The 17008-nt window shown below is 35.7% G+C and carries 7 protein-coding genes and 1 tRNA gene; 3 read left to right on the forward strand and 5 right to left on the reverse strand.

Annotated features, from left to right (window positions below; all coding sequences use genetic code 11):
* Both ENL20_05975 and ENL20_05980 read right to left on the reverse strand, forming a co-directional pair.
* Positions 1-1109, reverse strand: a 1109-nt coding sequence (locus ENL20_05975; GenBank protein ID HHE38103.1) for a serine/threonine protein kinase, incomplete at its 3' end; no start/stop codon positions are given.
* Complete coding sequence (locus ENL20_05980; protein ID HHE38104.1) at positions 1106-4444, reverse strand: tetratricopeptide repeat protein; 3339 nt, start codon at positions 4442-4444, stop codon at positions 1106-1108. The genes ENL20_05975 and ENL20_05980, both read right to left, overlap by 4 nt.
* 535 nt (positions 4445-4979) lie before the next feature.
* Between ENL20_05980 and ENL20_05985 the strand changes: the two genes are divergently transcribed.
* Positions 4980-7766 carry a T9SS type A sorting domain-containing protein gene (locus ENL20_05985; protein ID HHE38105.1) on the forward strand — a complete coding sequence of 929 codons (2787 nt, stop codon included), beginning with the start codon at positions 4980-4982 and terminating at the stop codon, positions 7764-7766.
* Positions 7767-7842: 76 nt separating this feature from the next.
* Positions 7843-10320: a T9SS type A sorting domain-containing protein gene (locus ENL20_05990; protein ID HHE38106.1), complete on the forward strand. Its 2478-nt coding sequence runs from the start codon at positions 7843-7845 to the stop codon at positions 10318-10320.
* A gap of 107 nt (positions 10321-10427) precedes the next feature.
* On the opposite strand, the gene ENL20_05995 is transcribed toward ENL20_05990, so the two are convergent.
* Positions 10428-12158, reverse strand: coding sequence for a CocE/NonD family hydrolase (locus ENL20_05995; protein ID HHE38107.1), 1731 nt, complete (start codon positions 12156-12158; stop codon positions 10428-10430).
* Between the two features lie 83 nt (positions 12159-12241).
* Positions 12242-13888, reverse strand: coding sequence for a hypothetical protein (locus ENL20_06000; GenBank protein ID HHE38108.1), 1647 nt, complete (start codon positions 13886-13888; stop codon positions 12242-12244).
* A 146-nt stretch (positions 13889-14034) separates the two neighbouring features.
* Between ENL20_06000 and ENL20_06005 the strand changes: the two genes are divergently transcribed.
* Positions 14035-16695 (forward strand): hypothetical protein, encoded by a 2661-nt coding sequence (locus ENL20_06005; protein ID HHE38109.1) that lies wholly within the window; start codon positions 14035-14037, stop codon positions 16693-16695.
* A 105-nt stretch (positions 16696-16800) separates the two neighbouring features.
* Here ENL20_06005 and ENL20_06010 read toward each other — a convergent pair.
* A tRNA-Val gene (locus tag ENL20_06010) sits at positions 16801-16877 on the reverse strand.
* Positions 16878-17008: the final 131 nt, after the last annotated feature.

The raw sequence follows: 17008 nt of genomic DNA on the forward strand, positions 1-17008 counted from the left end.
AATTCACCAAAACATTTAAGTTTTTCCGAATCAGTTTTTTCAGAAATAATCGCTTCAAAAATCTTGCGTAGCGGATTAAAAGCAGATTCCACAGTCTTGCAGATCGATTGATAAAATCCGATGTTGTGTAATTGCAGATGATAATAGAATTGCTGTATAAGTTTGGATTTACCAATACCCGATTCACCGAGAATAAGAACGATATTTCCATTCTTATCTTTTAATTCATCGGATAATTTGTTCAAAGTTTTTAAGGGTGTTGTCCGATTCACGAATTTCGGTTTGAGCAGGTAGGAAACATCCGATTTGAGTTTTATTCCTTTTTTGCTTTTCAGTTCTTTCCAAAGATCCGCAGCGACTGAATGAGCATTCTGATAACGATCATTTGCGTCTTTTTCCAATAAATCGATCACAATCTTCTCTACATTTTTGGGAATATTTGGATTTATTTTAGTAGGAAGAACAAGCGGTTTCAAACGATGTAAATCCCCAATTTCTTTAGCAGTTTTTCCATTAAAAGGCAGTTTTCCTGTCAGCAGTTCATACAATATAACTCCGAGAGAATAAAGATCGCTTCTCGTATCCAATTCATAAGAAGCAATGAAATGTTCGGGAGAGGAATATTCAGGAGTTCCGATAAATTGTCCTGTTTTCTTTTCCGAAAATCCGGTTTTGATGAAATCGAAATCGGTGATCTTCACAACTCCATCTGCATCGATCAGAATATTTTCCGGTTTCAAATCGCGGTGAATGATGTTCCTGCTGTGCAGAGCTATCAATCCGTTACAAACCTGGATGATAATTTTAAGGATTTGATCGAGTGAAGTATCATCATTGAATTTCAAAGATGAGATCGCTTTTCCCTCGATATATTCCATCGTCCAACTTACTTCTCTGTCGGAAATCCATTCATACATTTTGCAGCAATTAATATCATCGATCTTTCTGGCAGTTTCAAAGGCACTTCTGAATAAAAAACGCAGATCGTGGAATTCCGGACTGATAACTTTTAAGGCTCCGATCTTTCCTGCTTGATTAGTTACTTTATAGACTTCTCCGAATGAACCTTTGCCGATTAATTCTTTTTTGGTTAATGTTTTCCAGCTCATATTTTCTCCAATTCTTCAATCTTTAGTTTATAATAAATTCCCGGTTTTTTCTTATAAAATTTACGGTAAAGTCTCAATGCTGTTTTTCTATTTTTTTCTGTATTCTCCACAATCTCCGATGCAAGTTCTTTCTTCATCTTCCATGTTTCATAACTGAGTTCGGCAATTCGAGATTCATCTTTTTCCTGTTTCAACAACTTTTCTAATGGAATAATGCCTTTCTCGATCTTAAGTTTTTCTTTTTTTGATAGATGAAATGAGATCTTCGCATTAAGAACTTTATAGTCATATTCTCCATCTTTGTTCTTGATTTTTTTTGCCAGTTCCAGTGCATCTTCGTTTATTTTTTTCGCTTCACGGTATTTTTGTAATTTACATAAAATATCTGCTTTTGAATTCAATGCATCCAGCAAAGAAGTATGCATATCTAATTCTTTTTTTAATACAATTGCTTTATCGTAACATTCTATTGCTTTATCATATTCTCTTTTAAGAATGTAAGTATAACCGATATTTGTAAACAGTATTGAAATCAAACGTTTGGCTCCAATATCTTCCGCTATCTTAATAGACTTCTTATAATGCTGGATAGATTTATCAAAGTCACCTTTATCACAAAAAGTATATCCCATATTTACAAGACTGGTTGAAACTTGCCATTTGAAATCAAATTCTTCGGCGACCTTTACCGATTTCTTTAAATACCTGATCGATTTTTCATGCTCTCCTAAATGCAAGTAAGCTACCCCAATATTTGAATATGCACCCGAGATTCCCCATGGATCATCTATTTCCTGGCAAATTTTCAAACTTCTCTTCTGATATACCAGATCATTTCCATAGTCTCCTCTTTTTCCATAAATATTACCGATTGATGCAAATGCGTAAGCGGACTCTTTTTTTTGATTTAATTCTTCCGCTAACTTCATACCTTTTTCAAAATACTGCAAAGCGTTATTGTTGTCTCCCTTCCAATAGTAACACCAACCGATTTCATGGTTTGCTTGCTGTATGCCCACTTTATCACGAATTCGTTTAGCAATTTTGAACGCAGATGTAAATTCAGATTGTGCTTCTTTTATTCGTCCGATTTGTCTATATGATATCCCTTTATTATTGTGTACTTTATTAATTCTTTTTTGAAGCTGATCGTAATTTTTATCTTTCTCGTTTATTCTTTTGGATTGTGTATGAAGATCTTTCAGAAGTTTTTCATAATAATCGAGAGATTTATCATTCTGAAAATTCTTTCGTGCTCTATCTCCAACCAGTTCAAGATATTTAATCGATTTCTCGGAATGTTCAGCTTTATAAAAATGATCAGCCAGTTCATCCAGAACTTCATCTGGATTCGAGGAATATTTTTCTTCGAGGTATTCTCCTGCTCTTTGATGCAGTTCTTTCCAAAATATAAAATTCTTTCCCATCATCTCGCTTTCCAGAACTTCCCGGATCTTATCGTGAATAAAAACAAAATCATTCCCGGATTCTTCCAGCAAAGAAACTTCCCGGCAATCGATCAGGTCTTCCAATAATTCGTTTTCTTTCTTTTTAGTTAGATGAAGCAGCATCTCAAAGCTGAATTTCTTACCAATGATAGCAGCGATCTGCAAAGTTCTCAAAGATTCAAAACTCAATTCTTCCAATCTTTCGCTGATCACATTTTGGATATTTTCCGGTAAGGTTTCAATTTCTATTTTGGGAGGAAAATTCCATTTGTTATCGCTGATCGATATCTTTCCTTTTTCATTCAGAAAATACAGCATCTCTCGGATGAAGAGCGGATTGCCGTTTGTATGAGAAACAATATTCTCGATGAAATTGTTCATCTCTCTGTTCTTTCTCTTTTTACCCAACATCGATTTTATCATTTCGGAAACATCGATCTCTTTCAGGTTTTTAACTTTGATCTGGATGAGATTTTCGATCTTGAATAAGGCGGAATCTTCAAACAACATTTCACTGCGATGAAGCCCGATGAAAAGAACCGGAAATCCTTTCAAATTTCGTTCTGCATATTGCAGCCATTTCAATATTTGTTCATCAGCCCAATGCAGATCATCGATACAAATCACCAGTGGTTTGCTGGCTGCTTTTTTCAGGAAATCAGTGATCGCACCGAAAAGTCTGAATTCTGCATTTTGACCGGACAACTCGATTGGTTTTTTGATCTTCTTCATCCAATCTTGTTCAGATAAAATTCCATATTTTACTAAATCCCAACCAAACTCTCCGAAATATTTCTGCTTTTCAGTTTCGGATTTATTAGAAATAATCTCTTCAAAAATCTTATGTAACGGATTAAAAGAGGATTCCACTGTTTTGCAGATAGATTGATAAAACTCGATTTCAGCCAATTGCAGATGATAATAAAACTGCTGCACAAGTTTCGATTTGCCGATCCCCGATTCTCCGTGAATCAGCACGATATTTCCATTTTTATCTTTGAGTTGATCAGATAAATTATTGAGAGCTTTCAGCGGTGTTGTGCGATTCACGAACTTTGGTTTGAGCAGATAGGAAACATCTGATTTTAGCTTGATCCCCTTTTTGTCTTTTATTTCTTTCAACAAATCCCCAGCAATAGAATGAGCATTCTGATAACGGTCATTAGCATCTTTTTCCAATAATCCGATAATTATATTTTCAACATTTTGGGGAATTTCAGGATTTATTTTTGTGGGAAGGATCAGTGGTTTTAGACGATGTTGATCTCCAATTTCTTTGGCAGTTTTTCCGCTAAAAGGTAATATTCCGGTAAGCAGTTCATAAAGGATAACTCCGAGAGCATAAAGATCGCTTCTCGTATCGAGTTTGTAAGATGCGATGAAATGTTCGGGAGATGAATATTCGGGAGTGCCCAGAAATTGTCCTTTTTGCTTTTCCGAAAATCCGCTTTTGATGAAATCGAAATCGGTGATCTTTATAACTCCATCTGAATTGATCAAAATATTTTCCGGCTTCAGATCGCGGTGAATGATATTCCGGCTGTGCAGAGCGATCAGTCCGTTACAAACCTGGATCATTATTTTAAGAATATTATCGAGAGACTGAATATCTATGAATTTCAGAGATGAGATCGCTTTTCCCTCGATGTATTCCATTACCCAGCTTACTTCATCATCGGAAATCCATTCATACATTTTGCAGCAATTAATATCATCGATCTTCTTTGCTGTTTCGAAGGCACTCCTGAATAAAAAACAAAAATTGTGGAATTCCCGGTTGATAACTTTTAGGGCTCCGATCTCTCCTGCTTGATTTGTGACTTTAAAGACTTCTCCGAATGTGCCTTTGCCTATTAATTCTTTTTTTATTGGTTGTTTCCAACTCATATTATTCCTCTTATTTGAAAAATTTATTCCTTCCGATAAAATGTTCAGTCCCGAATATTCATTGTTAGCATAGAATGTCAATTATTAAAGTTTTAACTCGCCCTAACCCTCTCTTGAAAAGAGAGGGAACTAAAAGGAAAAAAATCCATTTTTCCTTTTTAAATTTCTTATTGTTTTTCTTATGTTCCTTCTTTTTGGAATAACTTTCAAATTTTCTTCAAAAAGAGAAGGACAGCAGGATTAGTTTAATCATAAATCTGAAAGTTTCTTTCAATAATTGAAAGATTCTTTCAGATTCAAAATTAATTGAAGGATTTTTATCCAACACTACCAAACCCGTAATCATTTTAAAAATATACAGTTAACCCACAAACATCGGTTGAAAGACTATTTGGCATACAATCTGCTAATATAATTCCGATAGAGGTTGTGAATTATGAAAAAAATAAAACATAAAGACACAGAGAGTCTGGAAGGAATTAATCTTTTTTTTCTTGATGTCTTCGTGTCTTTGTGCTAAAAAAAAGGAGGACTCATGAAGTCTATTTATTTAATCGTAGTTTTGTTAGCATTCTCAACGATGCTTTGTTCGATGATCATCGATGTTCCGGATGATTATCCAACAATCCAGCAAGGGATCGACGCTGCAGCCGATACAGATACTGTATTGGTAGCAGATGGAATTTATGATGAAAATATCAATTTTTTAGGAAAGGCGATTACAGTAGCGAGTAATTTCCTGATCGATGCTGATGAATCTCATATCGAAAATACGATCATTAACGGCAGCACACCAATTAATCCTGATTTTGGTTCTGTTGTCACATTCATGTCTTATGAAGATACTACATCAGTGATAACAGGTTTTACTCTTACAGAAGGCACAGGTTTTTATCGAACATCATCCAATACAAGAGTAGGTGGTGGAATTATTTGCGACAATTCATCTCCCAAAATAATCTCTAATATTACCACTAATAATACTGCTGATTATGGTGGTGGAATTAATATTTATGAAAATTGTAATGCCTACTTGGAAGGGAACATCATTTCTAATAATACTTCTTTCATTAATAGTGGAGGTGTTAATATTGTTTATTCTTCTCCTACATTAATAAATAATATTATCAGCGGAAATTCTGCAAATCAACAGGGTGCAGGAATCAGTGCTTGGGATTCGAGTCCGGTATTAATCAACAATATCATAAGTTACAATACAGCAGGAACAGATATTAGTGGTTTAGCAATTGCTAGTGGTGGTACAACTACAATTCAAAATTGTCTTATCTATGGGAATAGTGCTGGTGGATCTGTCGGTGGCATCCTGGTTCAGGATTCAGAAGCAGAGATAACTAATTGTGTGATAAGTGGAAATTCTGCTACAGCAGGAGATGGAATATATTTGTTCGATAACTCCACTCTTGATCTAACAAATACAATAATCACAGGAAATGAGGGTGAAGGTATCAATTTTGACGGTCAGCATAATGTTAACATTCAATATTGTGATTTCCATGATAATCAAAATGATTTTACTGGTAATGTTCCACCCGGACTGGGTGTCATTACAGGATATAACCAGTATGGAACACCCTGTGATGTTTTTGTTAATATCTTTGAAGATCCTCTATTTACCGGAAACATTGAAGATCCGTTTTCATTATCGTTTCTTTCTCCCTGCATCGATTCCGGCATTCAAGATACAACTGGATTGAATCTGCCGCCATTCGATATAATTGGTAATGATCGAATAACGGATGGCAGAGGAGACGGATTTGCCTTCATCGATATGGGAGCTTATGAATTTCCTGGATATGGTATGTATATCGATGTACCGGAAGAATGTCAAACCATCCAAGCCGGAATCGATGCTGCTGTTAATGGCAATACAGTATTAGTAGCAGAGGGAACTTATTTTGAAAATATCAATTTTACTGGTAAGCTGATTACAGTAGCGAGTAATTTTCTCATCGATGGTGATGAATCTCATATCGAAAACACGATCATTAACGGTAGCCAACCAATCAATACGGATTATGGCTCTGTTGTTACGTTTATGTCTTATGAAGACACGACATCAGTGCTAACCGGTTTTACTCTTACAGAAGGTTTGGGAAATGATGTCCCCGGTATTGGAACTGTGGGAGGTGGGATTTTTGTCGATAGTTCATCTCCTTCAATCATCAGTAATATTATTACTAATAATAGTGCAGATCATATTGGAGGTTTGCATTGTATGAATGATTCAAATCCAAGAATCATTAATAATGTGATTACTAATAATTTTGGAATTATAGAGATCGGAGGTCTTGCTTTTGCTTTCGATAGCGATGCATATGTAGAAGGTAATATTATAAGAGCCAATACTGATTTAGGCACTTTATCTAATGGAGCTGGGGGAATAACGTTGAACAGCAGTTCACCAACCTTCATAAATAATATCATTATGGATAATCATGCGGATGACTCTGCCGGTGGTATATATATGTGTTTAAATAGTTGTCCTGTTTTTATTAATTGCATAATATCAGGAAATACAACTAACGAAATTGGAGGTGGATTAAAGATCAATAATTCGAACATTACTATGATCAATACAATAATGGAAGGAAATGAAGCAGTTGAAGGAGCCGGAATTTACTTTGATCAACCCGGAAATGTGGATATCCAATATTGTGATTTCTATAATGGAGGAAATGACTTTGGAGGAAATGTTCAACCAGGATTGGGTGATTATTCTTATGTTAATCAATATGGAACACCTTGCGATGAATTTTTCAATATCTCTGAAGATCCGCTATTTGTTGGAACAGGCGATCATCCATTGTCGTTGCTGGAATATTCTCCCTGCATCGATGCGGGAGATGCAACTGGATTAAATCTACCACTTTATGATATCATCGGCAATGATAGAATTGTGGATGGCAGAGGAGATGGTTTTGTTTTCATCGATATGGGAGCGTATGAATTTGAACCAGATTCTATTGGAGTCGATGATGAAAATATTCAATATTCTAAAGAAAAAATTCAATTGTCAAATTATCCGAATCCTTTCCATTCTTCAACCACAATTTCTTTTTCAACCACAGAGCATACGGAGAATCTCGAGATTGGAATCTATAATGTAAAAGGTCAGAAGGTGAAAACTTTTGAAAATTTGGAATGCATTAACCATGTAAATGCAAAATCGACACAGTCGCTTTACTCTATAACCTGGAATGGAAAAGACGATAACAACAAACCAGTTCAGTCCGGAGTGTATTTCTACAAATTGAAATCAGGTGAACGAGAGAAAACAAAGAGAATGTTAATAATGAGATAATCAACTTAAAAACCTTCAAGGTTTTGCGAACTTAAGTTCGATTAACCTTGAAGGTTTATTTAATCAAGGAGATACCATGAAAAGGATAATAATTTTTCTGATTTTATTATTTTTTGTACATATTCTTTCAGCAGTAATTGTTGGATATGAACAGGCACAACAAGTTGCAGAACATCATCTGATTATTCATAAAAAAACCGATTTGGGAATTGCTGACTTTTTTGAAATGAAAGATGAAAACGGAAAAACTCTATCTTACATTTTCCAGTTAAATCCAAAAGGATTCATCGCTGTATCTTCCAATACAGATATTTACCCGGTGATTGGATATTCCTTTCTCAACAATTTCAGCGATTTGGATATTCCGCAAAATACAGGATATCAATATTTGAAACAGGATATGAAATTAAGATTGGAAGCAATTCCTCTTACTGATGAAAACCTGAAACAATCAAATCGAATCTTGTGGGAGCAATACCTGAATAGAACTTATGAACAAACACAGAACAGGAATAATATCTATCCTCCTGAAGGTTATAGTCCCACAGAAGGTTGGATCGATACACAATGGCACCAAGGAGAACCATATTATAATTTCTGCCCGCTCGATCCTGAAAATATGCAGAGAAGTATTGTCGGGTGCGGAGCAACAGCATTAGCACAAATCTTACATTATCATAAGTATATCGGTGATGTTAGTTTTGATGATAGTGATGATTATGTTTCGACCAATACTTATCCATACATTTATATCGATGATGACTTTCAACTTTATGACTTTCCATCTTTTCCCCAATTAAATCCATACCTCGATGAACTGAAGATAGTTTATGAGAATTATGATTTGCCAACTGAAGATATGATCGCAGCTCTGAATTTTGCATCCGGCATTCCGCTGGAAATGAGATATTCTTCATCTGCTTCTTCCATTGATTATTTAGATATTGTAGCACAGGCATTTTTGGAAAAGTTTAATTATGATTCTGCTATTTTTACAGAGGAAATTAATACTAATTTTTATACAACTCTTCAAAACGATATGATTCAAGCACGTCCGGTTAACATAGCTGCTATGTCCGGTCCATATTACGGTCATTCGTTTCTCTGTGATGGCTATAATGGAAATGATAATACATTTCATCTGAATATGGGTTGGGGAGGAAGTTCTGATGGCTGGTATTCTTTACCGGAAAATATTCCCGGTGGTTTTACTGATTTATGTGAAGCGGTAATCAATATCGAAGGTGGAACTGTTCCTTTCACCGTTTCCGGAGCAGTTGTTTGTGAAAGTGCCCCTTTGGAAGAAACTATTATCACTTTTGATGGACCAAGATATCACGAAGTTTATCTCGAAGATGAATCTGGTGGTTTCCAAATTCCAATTTTGTTTCCGGGAATTTATACTGTTACTGCGACAATTGAATTAGAAGAAGGCGGATATTTCCATTATCAGGAAGATGTTCTATTAGATGAAGACAATTATATTCTGATCATCGAGATGGATGATTACACAACAATTAACGGAACAGTTTCTGCTGATGTTAATACTGAAAATTCGCACATCAATATTTATCAGAATGATGAATTAGTCAATTCGGGAGTTGCGGATGAGAATGGAGATTTTTCTATTCCCGGATTATTACCGGGAGATTATACTGCCACTGCAAGTTTAAACGGGAATTATTTCGATCAGCAAGAGATAACGATCACCGCAGAAAATCAGAATATCGATTTTCATTTGGAAGAATATTCCTACGATTTTACTTTCAATTTTGCCGGAGAAGCGAGCGGACAATTGCAGTTGTTCCAATTTATGAGTTGTGCCATCCGTATTTCGGGAGGAGATTTGCTTGGTCATGAAGATGATATTTTCTCACGAGTCGAGTTCATTGCTCCCTTCGATCCTGAAGAAGGTGAATTATATGCTCAAATCTGGAAGAACGAGAATTTAGTTTATGAGCAGCAGATAATGGATTTCACCGAAGGAGAATGGCTCGATGTTGTTTTTGATGATCTTTTTACAGTAGATGTGAATGCGGAATATTTTATCGGTTACAGAATCTATTCTCTTTCCGGGAATGTCTCCGCCGCTTTTCATGATGAAGGTCCAATGATCGCAGGAAATGGTGCTTATATTTATACATCGAGCTGGATGCCACTTCCGGATTCTTATGATGTGAATTTCTGTATTAAAGGAATTGTTGCATCTCAAAGTTCAATGATTAGTTCTGATGATGTAATCAATCAAACGGAATTTTATCTGGGAAAAAACTATCCAAATCCATTTAGCACAACAACTACGATTCAGTTCACCACCGGGAACACCGCGGAAAACACCGAGATTTTGATTTATAATGTAAAAGGACAGAAGGTAAGAACTTTTGAAAATTTGGAGTGCATTAACCATGTTAATGCAAAAGCGACACAGTCGCTTTATTCCATAACTTGGAACGGAAAAGACGACAAAGGAAAATCAGTAAATTCCGGTATTTATTTCTACAAACTGAAATCCGGTAATTATGAGAAAGCGAAAAAGATGATTTTAATGCGGTAACACGAGTTTCCGAATCTTTGTAACGAAGTAGCTCCATTCTGTTTTTATTGGATTGAAGATATTGACTCGGAGATTCAATATAACAAACGGAACAAAGTTCCGTGATGCTAGACCACAACCGGAATGTCTAAATAACTCTGATATTCCGCATCATGATAAAGAGTTATAAGAGCAGTTCGTGCATCCTTCCCGGATTCTTCCGCAACCACTCCTCCGCTATTGTAGTTTTTCTGGATATAAATTGAGTTAGGAGATTTGATCAAAAGACGCAGACGACTGTTCTTCCTGATCAATCGGGAAAAAAAAGTAAATCCTGCGAATTCATATCTATTTATCTCTCCCGGAATTATCAGTTTTTCCTGCTTTAATGATTCGCGATATCGGGCACGCATAAAATCCTGGGTCAGGAAAATACTCGATCCATCCGGCAAGATCTCAAAAAGAGTTACTTCAAAATCAGTATCAGGAACATTGAGAGAAATCCAGGTTGAAAATTTTACATATCCTGTGATTTCAGTATTCTCTTCAAATGGTAGAGTTTGATAGATCAAACCATTACCAAAAAGATCTTTAATAAATTTCTGATCAGTCAGATAGTTATCTCGATCTTCTGTTTCCAGTTCAGCAGGTCGCACATCGAGAGGATCATAAATATATTTGTCCGGTTGTGAATTTTCCGGAAAGATTTCCGATAATACTCCCGGCTGTTCAAAACTGTTTGCTTTCTCTTCATTGGAATTCAGGTAGAGTCGTTTTGTCTGGTTTGAAATAGAATCGAGATTTATCGCAAATTTCCATTCATCTGCTTCCATTAAATAATAACAAACTTTATCTTTAAGAAATTTTGGTTTCTTTCCATTTTTTAAAATCCAGTCATACCATTCTTTGTTGAGTTTTTTCATATCCAGCAAGCTGTTTTCTCCAAATTCCAATCCGCCAAATTTTTTTTCGGGATTTCTGGTTCCGGCATGATCCCAGGGACCGATGATCAAATAGTGATTGAAATTTTCTAAAGAGGAATATTTTTTGTGCATTTTGTAATACTGCATTGCTCCCGGTTGATCCGCATCATAATGACCGGTGATCGTTAAAATCGGAATATTCAGCTTCTTATATTGTTCGGAGGTTAATGCTCGCGTTGACCAGTATTTATCAGGACAGGGATGCTTGAGCCAGGTTTGGAAATAAGACGATGTATTTCCGACTATTCGATCCAGTTCTTTAAAAGGAAGATGGTTCAAATAAAGTTCTCGGAACTTCTCTCTCCAGAATTTCTGATCTTTAAAGAGATTCGTGTTGAGAGTTCGACCACTCGTCCAGGTCAACCATTGTATTATATACGGAAAGAAAATATTCCTGTAAATTGGAAAATCAACAGCCATGTGCGAGGAAGCGACCGGAATAATCGTTTTCAGATGAGGAGGAAATTCCTTAATGGTCATCCACTGATTGAAACCTGAATAAGAACCTCCCCACATCGCAACCGAACCATCACACCATGATTGTTCAGTCAGCCATTCGACAATGTCGTATCCGTCTTTTCCTTCATCCGCATTCGGCTCGAAAGTTCCTTCCGAATTTCCTCTACCGCGGCAATCTATCGCAGCAAAAGCATATCCGTTTTGAGTAAAATAAACTGCATTTGAATGATATGAATCAGCAATGTAGGGAGTGAGTGTGAAAATCGCAGGAACCGGCTTTTCCTGTTTTGGTTTATAGATCGTGGCATTCAGGGAAAGTCCATCTCGCAAAGGAATTTTTTGGGTCCAGAGAAAATCGATCGGATTCGTTTTATTGTCGATCTCTTTTTTGGGTTTAGAATTCAATTTTACCTCCAAGTCTCCTCTGAAATCCTATTTTAATTTCCTGCAAAATAAGGAGATAGGATTTTGATAAAAATGGTCAGGATCGGCATCTTGTTTTACTTTTTCAGATCCACATTTTGCAAAAATGTGCTACTCTGCAAAAATTCGGCACATTTCTGCTTGATAAAATCCAGCCTTAATTCTGCTGATTTGATTTTATTCTTAAAATATTGTTTTGATTTTCCGATATTTGCGAAAATTCCCAGATCGTGAATAACGCGCAGGAAAGTTGCGATCCAGAAAAGTTTTTCATGTTTAGAAGAATACGACATTTTCTGGAAATAGATTTCTCTGAACTCTTCTATAAATTCGGTATTGAAGGGAATATTCGAATCCAGCAAAAGCGAAGCAGCATCATAAATGGAATATCCGATTCGCATCGATTGAAGGTCGATCACACTTATTTTTCCATTATTGATAAGAAGATTAGTCGATTGAAAATCACGGTGCATGATCGATTTTGGTGATTTATCCAATTCTTTGTATATTTCATTTGCGATTAAATTTACTTCTGCTTCCGAAAGATGTTTCTTCAAATAAAAATCATTATACAAATTAATATCGAATTTGATATTATCAAGATCAAAATATCTTACCGGATAGCAGGCATTGACCGGAAATTTATTCACATCTATTTTTGATAAATTGATAAGCATCTCGATAGATTTTTGGTAGATATTTTTGATATGAGGATGCTCCAAACCAGATTCCTGCACCAGATCACAGAGAGATTTTCTACCGGAATCTTCTATCAAAAGCCAATTTTCACTTTGTTTCAGAACAGACGGAACTTTAAATTCACTTTTCCTGAAAAAAGACGAAAAACTGCTCCAGGCATTTAATTCCATAATATCATCGGAGAGCATTAAAATTTCCGTCAGATCATTTTCCCAGATTATTCTTAAAATAATTTTATTGGAAGCTCCTACAAATACTTTTTCTGCCTTCTTTATTTTTTTTGAAAATTCCAGCGAATTCAAAACCGAATATATTTTTCGTGCTTTCTTCAACCTTTGGGGAGTTCCAATATCACTCCAATAATCGAGACCGATAGGAATGACATTTATTTTATTCTTCTGTTTGATCAAATTTGTATAAACATCGATTATACTGTATTTTCCTTCGTGCAGATAATTAAAAAACTTTTTATCAAAAATATGAATTCCGGTAAATGTTCCTTTCTCGTTCTTTGATGAAATATATTTTTCGAGTTCATACAAAATTCTACCTTTTGAATCAGCAAATCCGCTTAATCCTTTTTGTGGATCAAAATAAACAGCGTTTTTTTCAGGATTATCGGAAACAAGCAATAAACTCGCTATTGCTCCGGATTTCCGATGAATTTCAATGTATTCTTCGAGATCAAAGAAAATGAGAATGTCGGAATTTATGATGATGACCTGATCATCCTGCTGCAGGAATTCTCCGGCATTAGCAATTCCACCGCCCGTATTGAGCAATTCTTTCTCATAAAAAAATCGCCAGTGGGTTTCAGGATAATTTTCCGATAAATATTCTTCGATCTTTTTGCCATGATAAAACAGGTTAACAGCAATCCGGTCAATCCCAACACATTTCAGTTTTTGTACAATTGTATCGATGATGCAAGTATTTTCTCCGATCCGAACCAAAGGTTTAGGAATTTCGGAAGTGATCTTTCCCAATCGGATTCCCATTCCGGCTGCCAGAATCATTGCTCGCATCTGATATCCCTTCAAATTTTTTAGAATTATGTGCAAAAAACTTAAATCTTGAAAATGTGTCTTTAATTTTTTTTTCAAAAACTAAACTTGACTGATTTGAAACAGGAAAAAATCTAATTTCGAATTCTTTTTAGATAGGAGAAAAGGTGAGACAAATATTAATTTTAATTTTTTTTATGAATATGACAACTCTTTTTGCAGGAGAAAAAGAAATGAAGATCACTGCTCAATTTGATTATTATACAACTGAAAGAATAGCAAATATTCTTGTTTATCTACCTGAAAAAGAAAAAGAAAGCACCATCGATCTAATTTTTAATGATAGTTTGTTAGTTAGGGATTTTCCCTTAGATCCTGGAAGGATCAATTATGTTCCGTTTTCTTTACAGAATCTGAATATTGGAAAAAATAAGATTTTATCTAAATTAAAAAGAAGTAATAAAACCGAAGAAATTGAAATTTCAGTTTTGAGATTACCACCCAGATCAAATGAAGTAAAGATCGATAAAGCGACCGGAGGAATGATCGTTGACGGACTTCCATTCATTCCCTTTGGTTTTTACTGTTATTCTCCAGTACAGCCGACTTTAGCGGAAGAAGAAGTTGTTAAAGGTTTCAATATGATATCTCCATACCAGCAGATCGAGAAAAAAACTCTCAAAGAGCGGAAAAAATATATGGATCGTTGTGCAGAACTGGGCATGAAAGTGAATTATAATCTCTGCAGTGTTGCCGGAGGAGGAGGAGCAGGTTCGGATCGTCAAAAAAAATCGGAACCTGAACTGGAAAAACTCCTGCGAAAAGAGATCGAAACTTTTAAGGATCATCCTGCTTTGTTGTCATGGTACATCAGCGACGAACCGGTTGGTCAGGGAATGCCTGTGGAAAAACTTAAGAAAGCTTATGACCTGATAAAAGAGATGGATCCGTATCATCCTGTGGCAGTTGTTTTTATGACTCCTAAAAAATCGCGTACATTTGCGGAAGCATTTGATATTGCGATGGCAGATCCCTATCCGATTCCGAGCGGAAATATTCTCGATGTGGGACGAACTGCTTATTTTTTAAGTAATGAATATTTTATGGAAAAATCTTCCTGGATCGTTCCGCAAGCCTTTGGTGGTGGAGAATGGTGGAAACGCGAACCCACCAAAAATGAACTGCGAATGATAACTTATCATGCGATCATCAATAAAGCGGTTGGTATCCAGTATTTCGTCAGGCACGGAATGAATTCATTTCCAAAGTCAACATCTGCCTGGGCAGAATGCGGAACAATGGCTTTGGAAATCGCTGAATTAACTCCTTATCTCTTATCGAATGAACCGAATCCGGAAATAGAATGTTCGGATTCATCATTGAGAGTAAATGCCTGGCAAAAAGGCAGCAAAATAGTTATTCTTGCTCTCAACACAAAAAATGAACCGGCAGAAATGGAATTTTCTCTCAAAGATATGGAATTTACAGGAGATGCAAAATTGCTTTTTGAGAATAGATCAATTGAAATGAAAAAAGGAAAGATCAGCGAGTTTATCGATGCTTACGGAACAAGATGTTATCAAATCCAGATTGAACCGGATGCTTCGTCCTTAAATAAGATCAGCCCTTTGAATATGACGATAAATCCAAGCTTCGAGGATAATGCAACTGTTGGAGTTCCTGCCGGTTGTTACGCAAAATGCAGAAAAGATCGGGGAGCAACCTTTTTCATCGATTCGAGAATTTACTTTCATGGAGATCACTCCTTAAGATTAACAACGCCAACCGAAAACGAAGGAGTTTATTTACGGTTTTACCAAAATCATTATAAAGTTGGAAAATCCTACACTTTTTCGATCTGGGCAAAGGCAAAAAAATCCGAATTTATTCCTGATAAAAAGAGATTTTTCCTGGTTAAACTTTTTAGAAAGTTCTTTAAGATCAGAGAAAAAAACAAAAAATTGTGTTTCAGTATCAGGATCTGCGGAGAAGAAAAAATATTTGAATTAACCGATTACTGGAAAGAATTTTCTTTTACACTGAAGGCATTGAATGAAAATAAAACCTCAACCACTCGCATCGAACTTTTGGGGAAAGGAACCGCCTGGTTCGATTTGATGCAGATTGTCAGCGATCTCCGGATTTCACAAAAAATGAAAAATGGAAAAATTTCGGCAGAAATTCTAACCGAACATAAAAATAGTGAGATCAGATTTACGCTTGATGGAACAGATCCTGACGAGAATTCCACTCTTTATTCCAAACCTGTACCAATAAACAAAACCAGTATTTTAAAAGCATCTGTTTTCCAAAATGGAGAAAAATCAGGATTAGCAGAAAAACATTTCAATATTCACAAAGCCGTTGGTAAGAAAGTCAAATATCAGACCAAATATAAAAAATACAATGCTGGTGGAAATTATGGTCTGGTGAACGGATTATACGGAAGTTTGTATCATCGGGATGGAAACTGGCAGGGATTTAAAGAGGATGATCTTTCGGTGATAATCGACTTGGGAGAAATGACAGAAGTTAATTTCATCAAAACTCGATTTCTGGAAAAAACATCATCCTGGATCTTTTTGCCGGAATCAATTGAAATCGCAATTTCCAAAGATGATAAAAATTATGAAGTAGTTTCAGCTAAAAAGAATGAAATCCCGGAAAATTATCGTGATGCTTTCATCCAGGAATTTGTTGTTGAACTGAAAAATAAGAAAACCAGGTTTATTCGTATTTTAGGTAAGAATATCAAAAAATGCCCTGATTGGCATAACGGAGCCGGAGATAAAAGTTGGATCTTTACTGATGAGATTGTAGTGGAATAAATTCAATTAATCACCGAAAAACACTGAAAACACCGAAAAGACTACATTATTTCAAATTCAGAAAAAAAATCCGTGTCTTATCCGCGAAGATCAGCGGCAAAAAAATGGTGGGTGATACTAGATTTGAACTAGTGACCTCTACGATGTCAACGTAGCACTCTAACCAACTGAGCTAATCACCCGCTTGCGGGAGAAGATTTTTTTAGTTGATTTTTCGTCAAGTTTTTGGATAGTGAATTTCTAACTGATTATTTTGCTTCGGTGTCCATAAGGTGTTTTCGGTGTTAAATGTTATTTTCACAAGCATGAATGA

The organism is Candidatus Cloacimonadota bacterium (assembly GCA_011372345.1).
In the GTDB taxonomy this organism is placed as follows: Bacteria; Cloacimonadota; Cloacimonadia; order Cloacimonadales; family TCS61; genus DRTC01.

Excerpts from the sequence above, each read along its gene's own strand:
- ENL20_05980 (HHE38104.1), bottom strand. The coding sequence starts at position 4,444 with ATGAGTTGGAAACAACCAATAAAAAAAGAATTAATAGGCAAAGGCACA.
- ENL20_05985 (HHE38105.1), top strand. The coding sequence starts at position 4,980 with ATGAAGTCTATTTATTTAATCGTAGTTTTGTTAGCATTCTCAACGATG.
- ENL20_05990 (HHE38106.1), top strand. The coding sequence starts at position 7,843 with ATGAAAAGGATAATAATTTTTCTGATTTTATTATTTTTTGTACATATT.
- ENL20_06000 (HHE38108.1), bottom strand. The coding sequence starts at position 13,888 with ATGCGAGCAATGATTCTGGCAGCCGGAATGGGAATCCGATTGGGAAAG.